The organism is Amycolatopsis sp. CA-126428 (assembly GCF_002904335.1).
GTDB lineage: Bacteria > Actinomycetota > Actinomycetes > Mycobacteriales > Pseudonocardiaceae > Amycolatopsis.
On sequence record NZ_PPHF01000120.1, the window covers coordinates 1 to 14221 of the forward strand.

16 protein-coding genes are annotated in these 14221 nt (G+C 69.5%); 12 read left to right on the forward strand and 4 right to left on the reverse strand.

Annotation, left to right across the window (positions count from 1 at the left end; translation table 11 throughout):
• Positions 1-688 precede the first annotated feature (688 nt).
• The gene (locus tag C2L58_RS28520; protein ID WP_233225995.1) at positions 689-973 is read right to left on the reverse strand and encodes a hypothetical protein; all 285 of its coding nucleotides are present in this window, start codon (positions 971-973) and stop codon (positions 689-691) included.
• A 78-nt stretch (positions 974-1051) separates the two neighbouring features.
• Between C2L58_RS28520 and C2L58_RS28525 the strand changes: the two genes are divergently transcribed.
• A complete protein-coding gene (locus C2L58_RS28525; RefSeq protein ID WP_103340816.1) occupies positions 1052-1660 on the forward strand; it encodes a TetR/AcrR family transcriptional regulator in 609 nt (202 codons plus the stop codon).
• Positions 1661-1670: 10 nt separating this feature from the next.
• On the opposite strand, the gene C2L58_RS28530 is transcribed toward C2L58_RS28525, so the two are convergent.
• Both C2L58_RS28530 and C2L58_RS28535 read right to left on the reverse strand, forming a co-directional pair.
• On the reverse strand, positions 1671-2735 hold the full coding sequence (locus C2L58_RS28530) for a DUF2855 family protein (protein ID WP_103340763.1): 1065 nt from the start codon (positions 2733-2735) through the stop codon (positions 1671-1673).
• Positions 2736-2854: 119 nt separating this feature from the next.
• Entirely contained in the window at positions 2855-3844 is a 990-nt protein-coding gene (locus C2L58_RS28535) for a helix-turn-helix transcriptional regulator (protein ID WP_103340764.1), read from the reverse strand.
• 111 nt (positions 3845-3955) lie between these two features.
• On the opposite strand from C2L58_RS28535, the gene C2L58_RS28540 reads away from it, so the two are divergent.
• The 6 genes from C2L58_RS28540 to C2L58_RS28565 all read left to right on the forward strand — a co-directional run bounded on the left by C2L58_RS28540 (position 3956) and on the right by C2L58_RS28565 (position 8547).
• Positions 3956-4423: a VOC family protein gene (locus tag C2L58_RS28540; RefSeq protein ID WP_103340765.1), complete on the forward strand. Its 468-nt coding sequence runs from the start codon at positions 3956-3958 to the stop codon at positions 4421-4423.
• Between the two features lie 61 nt (positions 4424-4484).
• Positions 4485-5501, forward strand: a complete 1017-nt coding sequence (locus tag C2L58_RS28545; protein WP_103340766.1) for an aldo/keto reductase — start codon at positions 4485-4487, stop codon at positions 5499-5501.
• Positions 5502-5556: 55 nt separating this feature from the next.
• Positions 5557-5970 (forward strand): DUF1761 domain-containing protein, encoded by a 414-nt coding sequence (locus C2L58_RS28550; RefSeq protein ID WP_103340767.1) that lies wholly within the window; start codon positions 5557-5559, stop codon positions 5968-5970.
• An 885-nt stretch (positions 5971-6855) separates the two neighbouring features.
• Positions 6856-7305, forward strand: a complete 450-nt coding sequence (locus C2L58_RS28555; RefSeq protein WP_103340768.1) for a hypothetical protein — start codon at positions 6856-6858, stop codon at positions 7303-7305.
• 70 nt (positions 7306-7375) lie between these two features.
• A complete protein-coding gene (locus C2L58_RS28560) occupies positions 7376-7879 on the forward strand; it encodes a sigma-70 family RNA polymerase sigma factor (RefSeq protein WP_103340769.1) in 504 nt (167 codons plus the stop codon).
• The gene (locus C2L58_RS28565; RefSeq protein WP_103340770.1) at positions 7879-8547 is read left to right on the forward strand and encodes an anti-sigma factor family protein; all 669 of its coding nucleotides are present in this window, start codon (positions 7879-7881) and stop codon (positions 8545-8547) included. The genes C2L58_RS28560 and C2L58_RS28565 overlap by 1 nt, the downstream gene beginning before the upstream one ends.
• A gap of 302 nt (positions 8548-8849) precedes the next feature.
• Here the strand turns inward: C2L58_RS28565 and C2L58_RS28575 are convergent, their stop codons facing one another.
• Positions 8850-9644, reverse strand: coding sequence for an IclR family transcriptional regulator domain-containing protein (locus C2L58_RS28575; protein ID WP_103340771.1), 795 nt, complete (start codon positions 9642-9644; stop codon positions 8850-8852).
• 112 nt (positions 9645-9756) lie between these two features.
• Between C2L58_RS28575 and C2L58_RS28580 the strand changes: the two genes are divergently transcribed.
• Genes C2L58_RS28580 through C2L58_RS28600 form a run of 5 tightly spaced genes read left to right on the forward strand, consistent with a single transcriptional unit; the run spans position 9757 to position 14216 of the window.
• A complete protein-coding gene (locus C2L58_RS28580; protein WP_103340772.1) occupies positions 9757-10314 on the forward strand; it encodes a flavin reductase family protein in 558 nt (185 codons plus the stop codon).
• A gap of 28 nt (positions 10315-10342) precedes the next feature.
• Entirely contained in the window at positions 10343-11899 is a 1557-nt protein-coding gene (locus C2L58_RS28585; RefSeq protein WP_103340773.1) for a 4-hydroxyphenylacetate 3-hydroxylase family protein, read from the forward strand.
• Between the two features lie 15 nt (positions 11900-11914).
• A complete protein-coding gene (gene catA, locus C2L58_RS28590) occupies positions 11915-12760 on the forward strand; it encodes a catechol 1,2-dioxygenase (protein WP_103340774.1) in 846 nt (281 codons plus the stop codon).
• Between the two features lie 60 nt (positions 12761-12820).
• A complete protein-coding gene (locus C2L58_RS28595; protein ID WP_103340775.1) occupies positions 12821-13939 on the forward strand; it encodes a muconate/chloromuconate family cycloisomerase in 1119 nt (372 codons plus the stop codon).
• A gap of 1 nt (position 13940) precedes the next feature.
• Complete coding sequence (locus tag C2L58_RS28600) at positions 13941-14216, forward strand: muconolactone Delta-isomerase (protein ID WP_103340776.1); 276 nt, start codon at positions 13941-13943, stop codon at positions 14214-14216.
• Positions 14217-14221 lie beyond the last annotated feature (5 nt).

The window sequence follows — 14221 nt, forward strand, 5'->3', positions numbered from 1 at the left end:
GCATGGTGGGCATCCTTCCAGCGAGGAGCGCATCCTCACAGGTCAGGAGTCAACCGAACCGGGGGCAGTCCCGTAGGCGCGACGTGTCAAGGAAGCGCCACAACGCACAGACAGGATCCGGCCACGTGACTGATCCGGATCCGGTCAGCCACGGTGAACACCGACCGACCGGCCGCGCCGAAGTCCACGCTGATGCTTTCGGCGTGGACTTCGGTCACCGCGCCACGGCGGACGAGGGACCAGCCGGTCGCTGGGTCGGGCTCGCCGAACACGAGCACCCGGTCGCCGGCGCCGAAGTGGTCCCACCGGCCACCGTTCGCCGGACGGACGAGCGAGTTTGCCGTTTTCGCGTGAGCTCCGCCCCCATCGGCGTTCGCGGCGCATGAGGTCGGACCGGAGCCGGTTCTGTCCGGCGAGGCTCTCATCCGTGATCCAAAGAGGACCAGGAGCGGCTGAGAACCTGGGCGCCACAGCCAGAATCGTGCGTCATCCGCCAGTCGCCGAGCCCGTCCACGGGTTGCGCCCGGACACCGTCCCGGCGAGCGGTACGGCGGCGTTGCTCGACGGTCCCGACTGGACGCAAGAAGACGGCGACCATCAGGTCGGCAAGCCCAATGGCACGGTCGGCTGCAGCACCGATTCCACCAGCGCCTCGCTGCGAAAATGGGCTACCGCCTGGTAGTCGGGGTCACGAATCATGTCGGCGAACGCCTGCCGGCTCGGATAGCGGACCAAAGCCACCATGTCCCAGGCCTGCCCCCGCCTCGGCGACCAGCGCACGCCCGCCGTCGCCCAGGTAGTCCACTTGCAGGCCATACCGCACGTTGACCACCGGACTGAGTGCCTCGGCGTAGCGCTGGTAGCTCTCGCGACCGCCGTCCGGACGGAACCGCAGTAGGTTCAGCATCACCACAGGACCGCCCGGATCCTCGCTCAGCAAGGCATTCAGAGCGTGCTCGTCGATCTCGATCATCGAAATCCTCCGTTCGCGAACATGTCCACCCTCTCATACTTGTTGGCTGGCCGACAAGTTTATCGTAGGATCCTCTTCATGACCACTACCCGTCGCACCCAGCAGCAACGTCGCGACCAGGCCGAAACCGCGTTACTAGGCGCCGCCGCCGAACTCGTCGTCGAACAGGGAGTGCGCTCACTGACGCTTGCGCGCGTCGGTGAGCGAGCCGGGTACAGCCGAGGCTTGGTCACGCACCACTTCGGATCCAAGCAGGTGCTCCTCGAACGCCTGGCGCGTGCGACGCAGACCGGATTCGTGCCCGGCCTCGATGGTCTGTCACCTGGGCTGGAGCGCCTTTTGCGGCTGATCGAGGGGTACATCGGCGCACTCGGCGGAGTGGGCGTGCTGAACCGGGCGTTCCTTTTGCTGTGGGCCGAGGCGGCCACGGCCTCGGAACTGGCCCCGATTTTCCGCGAGCGGGACGAGGCGTTTCGCGCCGACCTTCGCGAGGACGTCGCCGCGGGAATCGACGACGGCACCATCCGTCCCGACGTGGAAGCCGACGAGGTCGCGATTGCCGTTGTCGGGCAACTCCGCGGGATCGGGCTGCAACGGCTTCTCGATTCGAAAGCCGTTGACACGGACCGGTTACGGCGGTCGGTCACCGAGTACTGGCACCGAATGCTGAGCCGAACCCCACTGTGACTCGAGGCCGCTACGCCGCGGGTGCGACCACCGGGGCCGTGAGCGGGGGGACGTCGCCGTGGACGAGCCTGGCCCACACCGCCGCGATGCTCTCGACTCCCACCGTTTCCGGGACGTTGACATGGGCGGAGGCCCATTGCACGATGGCTGTCCTCGCGCGGTCCTCGAGATCGGTGACCGCCCGCTCGCCGAACTCCGAGACGAGATGAACCCGCCGGGCGCCGGAGTTGAAGCGCTCGACCGGCGGGCCCGCCGGTACGGTCGGAGGCTGCGCCGCCGCGGCCCGGTGGCTGCCACCCACGGCGATGCTGCGCTTCAGCGACGAGCCGAGGCAGGCGTGCACCGCCGCCGTCACCGCAGGCAGCCCCGCCACATCGAGGTAGATGACCTCGGGGGACGGCGCGATGGTGTCGACGTCGGCGTAGGCGATCACTTCGCCGTACATCCCTGCCAGACCGGCTGCCTCGACGTGCGCGGGCGAGGTGATGCCGACGACGTCGATGCCCCGCCGAGACAGCAACAGAGCGCTGGCGAGAGCCGTCTTGCTGGTCGCACTGGACACGACGACGCGGCCGATCCCGATACCCGCGACCAACTCGTCGAGCAGGGCCGCTGCGACGCCCGGCAGCATCGCCACTGCCGACCGGTCATCCTCGTGACCCGCGACCGGGGACAGGTCCCGGTAGAGCGGCAGCATCCCAGCCCGCTCGGGCGCCACGGCCCGCAACCGCTCGCCGTGGCGTTCCACCCGGACAGTGACGTGCGTGGCCATCGGCAGGTAGCCCGACCAACGGCTACCCGGCGTGGCCAAGGCCGGATCGCCGTCGATCACCACAGCGTATCCCCACGCCGGTACCCGGCCCCACTCGGGCGACGAGGCGGGGAACGCGGCCCAATGCCCCAACTGATCCCCGAGCAAAGCGTAGGTGAGGTTGTTGGAGGCCACCGCGAACCGCTCGATCGCGAGCAGCACCTCCCCGTCCGCCGGCGGCCGCAGGGCTTCGCCGACAACCCTTACCTCGTGCAGCGGGTCATCACGGCGAGCTTCGAAAACGTACGCGATTTCAGGTGTCATACCTCAGTTTTACTTGTTGGTCGACTAGCAAGTCAATAGGTCCGCGTTCGTCGCCCGTCTCGTGGCCTCGAAGCCATCAGGAATGCCCAGCGCAACCAGAGATCGTCTCGTCGCCGTGCTCACCCGGTTCCTGCCGCGCGGTTGGCGCGATGGGCCAGCTCGACGAACGCCGCATGCAGTTCCGGTGGCCCGAGCACCTCGATTTCGGTGTCGAACCGAGCCAGTGCCGCGGCCAGTGCGGCCCACGACCAAGACCCGGAGGTCAGCTTCGTGCGGGTCGGACCGACTTCCTCGGCCATCCCGTCGCCGGCGAACGGGGCGACCTCCGTCACCGGCAGCTCGAGGAGCACCTCGCCTTGGCAAGGCCACGCGTTCGTGCTCTCGGACCCCTTGAACCGCGCCGACAGGAAGGCGCTCACGTCGCCGCCAGGCACTTCGCGACGGGCGAACCGCGGGCCGTTCGGGATGCGCGGGGTCATCCGGTCGACGCGGTAGATCCGCCAGTCGGCCCGGTCGGGGGACCACCCGACGACGTACCACCGACCGCCCCGCACCACCAGGTGGTGAGGCTGCACCCGGCGCGGTGGCGGCGGCTCGGCTTCCTCCGGCCGGCCCGGCGACCGGTAGTCGAACCGCAGCTCCTCACCCGCGCGGACCGTAGCGCTCAACGTCACCAGGAGCGCGGTGTCGACCTGCAGATCGGCACCGCGCCCGGCCGCGGAGATCTCGAGGGCGTCGACGCGCTGCCGCAACCGCGACGGCAGCACCTGCCGCACCGTGGCCAGCGCCCGCGCGGCCGCCTCCTCGATGCCCGCGCCGGTCCCGACTGCGATCCGCAACGCGACGGCGAGCGCGACCGCCTGCTCCTCGTCGAACAACAACGGCGGCATCTCGCTGCCCGCTTCGAGCCGGTAGCCACCGTCGGGACCCTTGACCGCATGCACCGGGTAGCCCAGCTCACGCAGCCGGTCGACGTCGCGGCGCACGGTTCGTTCGCTGACGCCGAGCCGCTCGGCGAGTAGGCCGCCCGGCCAGTCCCGGCGAGCCTGCAGCATCGACAGCAGCGACAGCAGGCGACTCGAGGTCGTCGTCGAGGAAGCGATCGGCATGGTTTCACCATGCCACAAATAGCGGACGTTCTCTGACCTCTACTGCTGACATGGTGGCCCTCATCGCCGGAAACCTCCGGCTCCGGGAACCACTCACGAAGGACCGCAACCATGCCTCTCAACGCTGTCGCGCACCTGAACTTCCACGGCGAGGCCCGCGAGGCCCTGAAGTTCTACCAGTCGGTCTTCGGTGGCCAGTCCACCGTCATCACCTACGCCGACTTCGGGATGCCCGCCGAACTGCCCGGTGCGGCCAACGTCGTGTTCGGCCAGATCGTCGCCGACAACGGCTTCCGCGTGATGGCCTACGACGTCCCCGGCGAGCACGCGCCCGCCGCGCACGGCGCGCCCAGCACGCGACGCGAAAACGGCACCACGATCACCCGGGAACCGTTCTTCCTCTCCGTCCGCGGCGAAACCGTCGACGAGGTCACCCCCGTGTGGGAGGGACTCGTCAAGGACGCGACCGTGATCGAGCAGTTCGGCCCCGCCCAGTGGGCGCCCGCGTTCGGGATGCTGACCGACCGCTTCGGGATCACCTGGATCATCGACGTCGCCGCCGACTACGCCCAGGCCTGACCTTCCGCGCGAGGAGCGCGGCCGTCCCGCCGCGCTCCTCCACTTCCCACCAGGAGCACCCATGCAGACCCGCCCCCTCGGCCGGACCGGCCTCCAGGTCAGCGGTTTCACCCTGGGCACCATGATGTTCGGCCCGTACGGCAACCCCGATCCCGACGAGTGCGTCCGCATCGTCCACCGCGCCCTCGACGGCGGCATCAACACCATCGACACCGCCGACGTCTACGGCGAAGGCGAATCCGAGAAGATCCTCGGCAAGGCACTGCGCGGCCGCCGCGACGAACTCGTCCTCGCCACGAAGTTCAACGGCCCGATGGGCGCCGACCCCAACCGGCGCGGCAGCTCTCGGCGGTGGATCCTGTCCGCCGTCGATGGGTCCCTGCGCCGCCTGGACGTCGACCACATCGACCTCTACCAGGCCCACCACCCCGAGCCCGGCACCGACGTCGAGGAAACGCTCGGCGCGCTCACCGACCTCGTGCGCGCAGGCAAGGTTCGCGCAATCGGCCACTCCAACTTGCCCGCGTCGGACATCGTGGAAGCGCAATGGGTGGCCGAACGACGGGGACTGGCCCGGTTCTGGACCGAACAGCCGCACTACTCGATCCTCAACCGCGGGATCGAACGCGAAATCCTGCCGGTCTGCGAACGGTACGGGCTCGGGGTGCTGGCGTGGAGCCCTCTCGCGATGGGCTTGCTCGCCGGCCGTCTCCGCAAGGGCAACGGCGAAACGGCGTCGGCCGGCCGCCTGCACTGGGCGCGCGAACACATGACCGACGAACGCAAGCTCGGCGCCGTCGAAGCCCTCGCCGGGCTCGCCGGGCAGGCCGGGCTGTCGCTCCCCCACCTCGCTCTGGCCTTCGTCACCGCGCATCCGGCGGTCACCTCGGCGATCATCGGCCCGCGCACACCCACCCAGCTCGACGACCTGCTCGCGGGAGCCGGCACTGTCCTCGAGGACGACTTGCTCGACCAGATCGACGAGGTCGTCGCCCCGGGAACCGACGTCGGACCCGTCGACGTCGCCTACGTCCCGCCCGCGCTCACCCAGCCGGCGCTTCGCCGGCGCCCTGTCTGACCCCTCCGCTCACTCGCCGCCGGTCATCGGTGTCCGACACCTCGAAGGACAAGAAATGTTTGCTGTTTTCACCCAGATCAACTGGATCGCCGTACTCGTCTCAACCGTCGTGCTGGCCGGGCTGGGCGCCGCGTACTTCATGTTGGCTGTCCCGCAGCAGTACGCCCGCGCCCTCGGCCGCGAAGACATGCCTCCGACCGAACGGCGCACCGTCGACGGGATTGGCCCGCTGGTGTGCACGCTGGTCAACGTGCTCACCAGCGCGGTCCTGTTTGCCGCACTGGGCATCAGCTCGATCGGAGACGCGCTCGTGTTCGGCCTGGTGATCGGGATCGGTTACCTCGTGGCGATGACTTTCAACATCGCGATCAACCCGAACTTCCCGCACCCGTTGCGCTACGGCCTGCTCAACGCGCCCTACTTCCTCGTCGGCAGCTTGCTCACCAGCTTCGCTCTCGTCGTGCTCTGACGCTTACCCGACTTGTTCGTGTCGAGCAGCAGCCACGAGATCACCTGAACTCCACGCTGTGCGGGTGCACTCAGCACCCGGCGCCCGGCCGGGACCGGGTCAATGGCCACTACTGGCTCGGCCCGGACGGCGACCCGCACATCAAACGCCGGTGTCGTGGGCAAGGCCGACTACCTGATCACCGACGGTGCCACGTTCACCGGGCAGACCATCCGCGCATCGGCGAGGGCGAGTCGATCGCGCTGTGGTGGAAGGTGGAGAACTTGCTCCGCCCGAACTCGACGTTCCGGGACCTCGGCGTCGCGTCGAACCCCGCCTGCACGACCAACGCACGGACCGGGGTGGCAGGAACGACGACCGCGGACTGCCTGAGGGCGCCAACGCCGTCAAGGTCACCCAGCTGAACTTGGCCCCTGAGGTCCGTTTCCCCGACTCGCCCCGAAAAGGTTCAGGCGCTCCTCCGCTAACCTCGGCGAACTCGGCCGCATCGGCGTGGTCGACCACGCATTCCTGGTGCTGTGGGCGGAAGCCGCCACCGACGCCGAACTCGCCGCGATCTTCCGCCAACGCGACGAGGCCTTCCGGGGCCGATCCGCGCGACGATATTCGTGCCGCCATCGCAGAAGGCACCATCGACCCTCACCCCAGCCCCGACGACGCCATCGCCGTCGTCGGGGAACTGCGCGGCATAGCGTTCCGGCGGCTGCTTGCCCCATCGGACGTCGCTGTCCGGCGGTTGCTCGGCAGCGTCACCGACCGGCGGCGCCAAGCCCCTCGGCCTGGCATGACGCAGATCACTCGCTTCTCGCCGGGCGATTGAACCGTCGGCAGGGGTGCGTCGTATCCGTGGGCGACAAGCACTCCCCACCTCGTGAAGGAGACAACGTGTCCAACACCAACTGGGCCCGCCGCGTACTCGTCACCACCGGAGCGGCACTCGCCCTCGCCGGCGGGTTCGCCGTGCAGGCGTCGGCCGCGCAACCCGCGGCCCTGCAGCTCGCCGCCGCCTCCGCCGTCGTCCCCGGACCTGTGCCGGCGTCGATCCCGGTCACCGCGCGCCGGACCTTCCTGAGCAGCGTCACCACGGCCGCCAACCCGGCCTGGGCGACCGTGAACGTCACGAAGGCCGGGCGCTACACGGTGGAGATTGAAAACCTCCTCCCGACCGTCGTGACGACCACGGTGGACGGCGTGCGACTGCAGCCCGTCACCCTCGGCGGCTACGACAAGAAGTGGTCGCAGACCGTCTACTTGGGCGTCGGCAAGCACACCTTCGACGTCGGCGCCTCGTCGACCGAAGCCGCGATCGATGCGTACCTCCTGGGCACCCTTTGATCGCCTGATTCCCCCGCTGCGCTGGGTGCCCCGGCACCCGGCGCGGCTCCACTCGAGGATTCGGCGGGCTATGACGGAGGACGAGCGACTGCTGCGCGCACTGTACGACGAGCACGCCGGCGCCGTACGGCGCTACGCGCTCAGTCTCATGAGCGGCGACGTGGCACGGGCGGACGATGTCGTCCAGGAGACGTTCCTGCGGGCGTGGAAGACTCCGGCGGTGCTGGACCAATCGCGGAACTCTTCCCGCCCTTGGTTGTTCACGGTCGCCAAACGGCTGATCATCGACGAATGGCGCTCGGGTCGAAGGCGGTACGAGAAGGTGACCGATGAGCCACCCGAAGTCCCCACGGCGGACCGCACCGACGCCGTCGGTGACCGCACGGTCGTGGCCCAGGCCCTGTCCAGGCTGTCGCAGGAGCACCGGTCGGTGCTGCTGGAGACGTACCTGCGCGGTTCGTCGCTCAAGGAGGCGGCGGCGCGCTTGGGCGTGCCGCTGGGCACGATCAAATCCCGCACCCACTACGCGTTGCACGCTTTCGCGGCGGCGGTGGCCGACCTGGGAGGTGTCTGATGACCGCTGATCCCTACCTGACGTGGGACGCCGCCTACGTCCTGGGCCTGCTGGACGAGGCCAACCGACTTGAGTTCGAAGACCACCTCCGCGGGTGCGACGACTGCGCGAGACGGTTGTCGACGCTGAGCGATACCCCCCGGCTGCTCGACGTTGCCCCGCTCGAATTGTTTCTCGTCGAGGAGCCGGACGACCTCCGGCCGGCCCGACGGGACCAGCTGCCGGCGGATCTGGTGGCCCAGATGCGGGCCACCGGACGCCGTCGCTCCTGGACCCGGCGCGCGGCGGCGGGACTGGCGATGGCGGCGGCCGTGGCCCTCGGCGCGGTACTGGGTAGCGTCGTGGTGAGCCGGCCGGGTGAGGAGCAGAGCCTCCCGGTCAGCCAGGCCACCAACGCGGTGATCGCGGCTCAGTTGAGCGTGTCCGCGCACGATTCCTGGGACCAGGTGGATCTGCGGTGCACGTACACCAGTCAGCAGTTCATCCAGGGCAACTACGTGGCCGTGGCGGTGGACCGGACCGGCCGGAAGGAGGTCGTCGGGACCTGGCCGCCGATTCCCGGCCAGACCGCGACGATCCGGACGCCGACCACCTTTCGCTCCGGTTCGATCACCATGGTGTCGATCCAGGACGCCCAAGGAAGGACTGTGGCCCAGCTCGGCGTGTGACCCGGTCGGAGATATCCGGTCGACACGGCCGGGTCACGATACTTTTCCCGCTCGCCAAGGGCGGGGCTACGTCCTGGGCAACCTGGCCGTCTCGGTCATCGCCGGCGTCCTCGCCCTGACCTGGCTGCTGATCTTCGGCGTGCCCTACGCCGCGCTGCTGGCCATCGCCGTCGCCGTGCTCGTCAGCGGTGCCCTGCTCGGCATTCTCGGCGCTCTGGTCGCGATTCCGGTGGCGGCGGCGATCCTCCTGCTGGTCGAAGAAAGTTCTCTACCCCCGCCTCGACCAGGCGTGACGGCCGGGGTCAGAAGTACCCCTCCCTGCCGCGGTCCGGGGCGACCTGATTGCCGAGGTCGGCGCTGATCCGCGCGGCCGCGCGCACCACCTGCGGCACCACCTCACGGCGCAGCTTTTCGACGTCGGAGCGCCCGCTCGACGTCGACGACGCCAGCGCCGCCACCACCGCGCCGCTCGCGTCCCGGACGGGCGCCGACACCGAGAGCAGTCCCTCCTCCAGCTCTTCGGCGACCAGTGACCACCCTTGGTCCTGCACCGTGCGCAACGCCCGCCGGAAGGCGGTTTCGTCCGTGACGGTCCGCGCGGTCAGCGCCGGCAGCCCGGCCGCGACGACCTCGTCCACCAGCGCCGGCGGCGCCCAGGCCAGCAGCACCCGGCCCATCGACGTCGCGTGCGCCGGCACGCGGGTGCCGATCGAGATGTTGATGCTCATGATCCGCCGCACCGGCACACGGGCGACGTAGACGACCTCGGCGCCGTCCAGCGCGGCCAGCGACGCTGATTCGCCGGTCTCCTCGGCGAGGCTCAGCAGCCGCGGCTGGGCGGTCTCGATCATCCCGTGCGAGGCCGAGTAGTGCTGGCCGATGCTCAGCACGCGCGGGGTCAGCGACCAGCGCGGGCCGTCGCCGCGGACGTACCCGAGTCGTTGCAGCGTCAGGAGAATCCGCCGGACGGCGGGGCGGGACAGGCCGGTCGCGGCCGCCAGTTCGGCGAGCGTCGGGTTCGCACGCTCGGCGTCGAAGGCCATCAGCACGGCGAAACCCCGCTCGATGCTCTGGACGAAGTCGCGGTCGGTCTCCATGTCGACATCCTCCCGCACCGCCGTCTTGACAAAGCGAACGCGTCGGGGGAATCTCCTAAGCGTGTCCGCACAGCGTTCGTATTGTACGCACAGCGTACAGGAGGTAAGAGCAATGCCGCTCGACCAACGCGAAATCCGCAACGCCTTCGGCCGCTTCGCCACCGGCGTCACGGTGGTGACCTGCCGCAACGACCAGGGAGAGCCGCACGGCGCGACGGTCAACGCGTTCACCGCCGTTTCCCTGGATCCGGCGCTGTGCCAGGTCACGCTGACGCGGCGGTCAAAGGCCTGCCAGTACCTGAAGGGCGCACCGTTCGCGGTCAACGTCCTCGCCGCGGACCAGCTCGACACGGCCTGGCACTTCGCCGGCCGCCCGCACGACCGGGCTCCGGCCTGGGCCGAAGGCTCCCTGGCACCGGTACTGACCGGCACCGCGGCCACCATCGCGTGCCGCCCGTGGCGGACCTACGACGGCGGCGACCACCTCATCGTCATCGGCGAGGTCGAGCACCTCGAAACCAGCGACGCCGACCCGTTGCTGTTCTTCGCCGGCGGGTTCCGCGAGCTCGGCCCGCGCGGCCACACCCACTGGTCGGCCTCGGTCGACTGCCCCGATCTCGGCTGGTTCGGCTCGGCCACCGAGTTCGCCCCGCTCACCACCGCTTCCTGAAGCCGTTCGACGACGAAAGGTTTGCCCGATGACCATCCAGGAGCACGACGCACCCGCGAAGGTGCGCACGACCCGGCCGATGACCGGCGACGAGTACGTCGAATCCATCCGCGACGGCCGGGAAGTGTTCATCTACGGCGACAAGGTCGACGACGTCACCACCCACCCGGCGTTCCGCAACTCCGTGCGGATGACCGCGCGGCTCTACGACGCCCTGCACGACCCCGAACAGCGGGCGGTGCTCACCGCCCCCACCGACACCGGCAGCAGCGGGTTCACCCACCCGTTCTTCCGCACCCCGAAGTCCCAAGAGGACCTGTTCGCCGACCGCGACGCGATCGTCGCCTGGGCCCGGATGACCTACGGCTGGATGGGCCGCAGCCCCGACTACAAGGCCGCCTTCCTCGGCACGCTCGGCGCCAACTCCGACTTCTACGAACCGTTCGCCGACAACGCACGACGGTGGTACGCCGAGTCACAGGAGAAGGTCCTGTACTGGAACCACGCGATCATCAACCCGCCGGTGGACCGCGACCGCAACCCCGACGACGTCAAGGACCTGTTCATCCACGTCGAACAGGAGCGCGACGACGGCCTCATCGTCTCCGGCGCCAAGGTCGTCGCGACCGGCTCGGCCATCACCAACTACAACTTCATCGCCCACTACGGCCTGCCGATCAAGAAGCGCGAATTCGCCCTGGTCTGCACCGTGCCCATGGGTGCTCCCGGCATGAAGCTGATCTGCCGCAACTCCTACGCCAACGTCGCCGACGCCACGGCCAGTCCGTTCGACTACCCGCTCTCGAGCCGGTTCGACGAGAACGACACCATCTTCATTCTCGACAAGGTGAAGATCCCCTGGGAAAACGTCTTCATCTACGGCGACGCGGAAAAGGCGAGCACCTTCTTCCCCGGCTCCGGCTTCCTGCACCGCTTCACCTTCCACGGCGTCGCGCGCCTGGCCGTGAAACTCGACTTCATCGCCGGGCTGCTGATGAAGGGCGTCGAAGTCACCGGCACCAAGGACTTCCGCGGCATCCAGACCCGCGTCGGCGAGGTCATCGGCTGGCGCAACCTATTCTGGGCGCTGTCGGACGCGATGGCCTCGAACCCGGATGAGTGGAAGAACGGCGCGGTGCTGCCGCACCTGGACTACGGCCTGGCCTACCGCTGGTTCATGACGCTGGGCTACCCACGCATCCGCGAGATCATCATGCAGGACCTGGGCTCCGCGCTGATCTACCTGCCGTCCTCGGCGAAGGACTTCGGCTCGCCGGAGATCCGGCCCTACCTCGACCAGTACGTCCGCGGCTCCAACGGCTACGACGCCGTCGAGCGCGTGAAGCTGATGAAGCTGATCTGGGACTCGATCGGCAGCGAGTTCGGCGGCCGGCACGAGCTCTACGAACGCAACTACTCCGGCAACCACGAGGGCGTGCGCGCGGAACTGCTGTTCGCCGCCCAGCAGTCCGGCTCGGCCGAGGCGATGAAGGGCTTCGCCGAGCAGTGCATGGCCGAATACGACCTGGACGGCTGGACCGTGCCCGACCTCTACAACCCTGGCGCCACCTCCCTCTCCCGCTGACGAAGGAAACGCACCATGACCACCACCGACCACGCACCCACCGCCGCCGGCTCCGGCAGCTCCGCCAGCGAAGCCTTCCGCGCCGCCGCCCGCGAGACGGCGAGCGTGCCGCGCGAGCGCGTCGACGAGGTCGCCCGCGCCCTGCTGCGCGGTGTGCACCAGGCCATCCGCGAGCACGACGTCACCTACCCGGAGTTCCAGGCCGCGAAGCAGTGGCTGATGGACGTCGGCGAGGGCGGTGAGTGGCCGCTGTTCCTGGACGTCTTCGTCGAGCACGTCGTCGAAGAAGTCGCCGCCCGCAGCCAGGACGGGACGAAGGGCAGCATCCAGGGCCCGTACTACCTGCCGGAACAGGAAATGCTGCCGTGGAGGACGACGCTGCCAATGCGGCCGGACGAGAAGGGCGAGCCGCTGGTGTTCGCCGGGCAGGTCCGCGACGTCGACGGCACGCCCGTCGCCGGCGCGGAGCTGGACATCTGGCACGCCGACGCCGACGGCTACTACTCCGGTTTCGCGCCGGACATCCCGGCCGGCAACTTGCGCGGCGTCGTCGTGAGCGACGGGCAGGGCCGGTTCGAGATCACCACCGTCCAGCCCGCGCCTTACCAGATCCCGACCGACGGCCCCACCGGGAAGCTGATCACGGCCGCGGCCTGGCACGCGTGGCGGCCCGCCCACCTGCACCTGATGGTGCGCGCGCCGGGCCACCGGACGATCACCACACAGCTCTACTTCCGGGGCGGTGAGTGGCTCGATAGCGACGTCGCCGAAGCCACCAAGCCGGAGCTGGTGCTCGACCCGGAACCGCGGGAGGACGGGCGGCTCGGCGTGACCTACGACTTCGTGCTCGAGCGCGCCTGACGTCCCGAGCCGACCGGGTCTCCCCCCGGCCCGGCCGGCCCTTTCCCGAAACGAGGAGACATGACAGACCTGGCGATCGAGCGCGTCGAGACGGTCCTGCTGGACGTGCCGCTGCGCCGCCCGCACCGCTTCGCCCGCACCGGCATGGCCGCGCAGCCGGTGCTTCTGGTGTTCGTCCACACCGGTGGCGGCGCCGTCGGCGTCGGCGAAGGCGTGGTGCCGGGCGGCCCGTGGTGGGGCGGCGAGTCCGTGGAAACCATGCGGCTCGTCATCGAGCGCTACTTCACGCCGGTCCTGCTCGGCCGTCAAGTGGACGACGTCGCCGGGACCCTGCGTGATCTCGGCGACGTCGTCGCGGCGAACCTCTACGCGAAGGCCGCCGTCGAAGTGGCCCTGCACGACGCGTGGGCACGCGCGCTCGGCGTACCGGTCCACACGCTGCTGGGCGGCCTTGTCCGGCGGTCGGTCCCGGTGACCTGGGCGCTGGGCACTGAGCCCGCGCCGGTGGTCGCCGACGAGGCCCTCGCAAAGCTCGACACCGGGCACCGCAGCTTCAAGCTCAAGATGGGCGCACTCGATCCCGCCGACGACGTCACGCGGGTGTGCGCGGTGGCGGAGAAGCTGGTCGGGGTGGCGAGCGTGCGGGTGGACCTCAACGCGCGCTGGGACCTGCTGACCTCGCTGAAGTACCTGCCGCGGCTGGCGGACGCGGGCGTCGACCTCGTCGAGCAACCGGTGCCGGGCGCGGAAGTCGAGGCACTGGCCGAGATCAACCGCGCGCTGCCGATCCCGGTGATGGCCGACGAAAGCCTCCGCACGCCCGGTGACGCGCTGCGGCTGGCCAAGGTCCGCGCGGCCGACGTGTTCTCGCTGAAGACGACGAAGTCCGGCGGCCTGCGCGCCACGCGGGCGATCGCGGAAGTCGCGGCCGCGGCGGGAATCCCTTGCCACGCGGGCACTTCGATCGAAAGCCCGGTCGGCACAGCGGCCTCGCTCCAGCTGGCCTGCACCACCCCGGCAGTCACGTGGGGGAGCGAGCTATTCGGGCCGCTGCTGATGAGCGAAGAGCTGCTGACGACGCCGTTGCGCTACGACGGCGGCGAGCTGCACCTGCCGGCCGGGCCCGGCTTGGGCGTCGACCTCGACCTGGCGGCCGTGCGCCGCCTGGAAAGGCGCTGACGTGCTGTTCCACGTGCGGATGGACGTGACGATCCCGCCCGGGCTCGACGTCACCGACCGGGTCGCCGAAGAGAAGGCCCGCGCGCTGGAGCTTCAGCGCGCGAGCGTGTGGGTGCATCTGTGGCGGATCGTGGGGTATTACAGCAACTTCAGCGTCTTCGACGTCGCCTCGAACGACGAGCTGCACGGCATCCTGTCGAGCCTGCCGCTGTACCCGTTCATGCGCATCGAGGTGACCCCGCTGGCGACGCACCCGTCGGACCTCGCCGCGCAGTAGCGCCC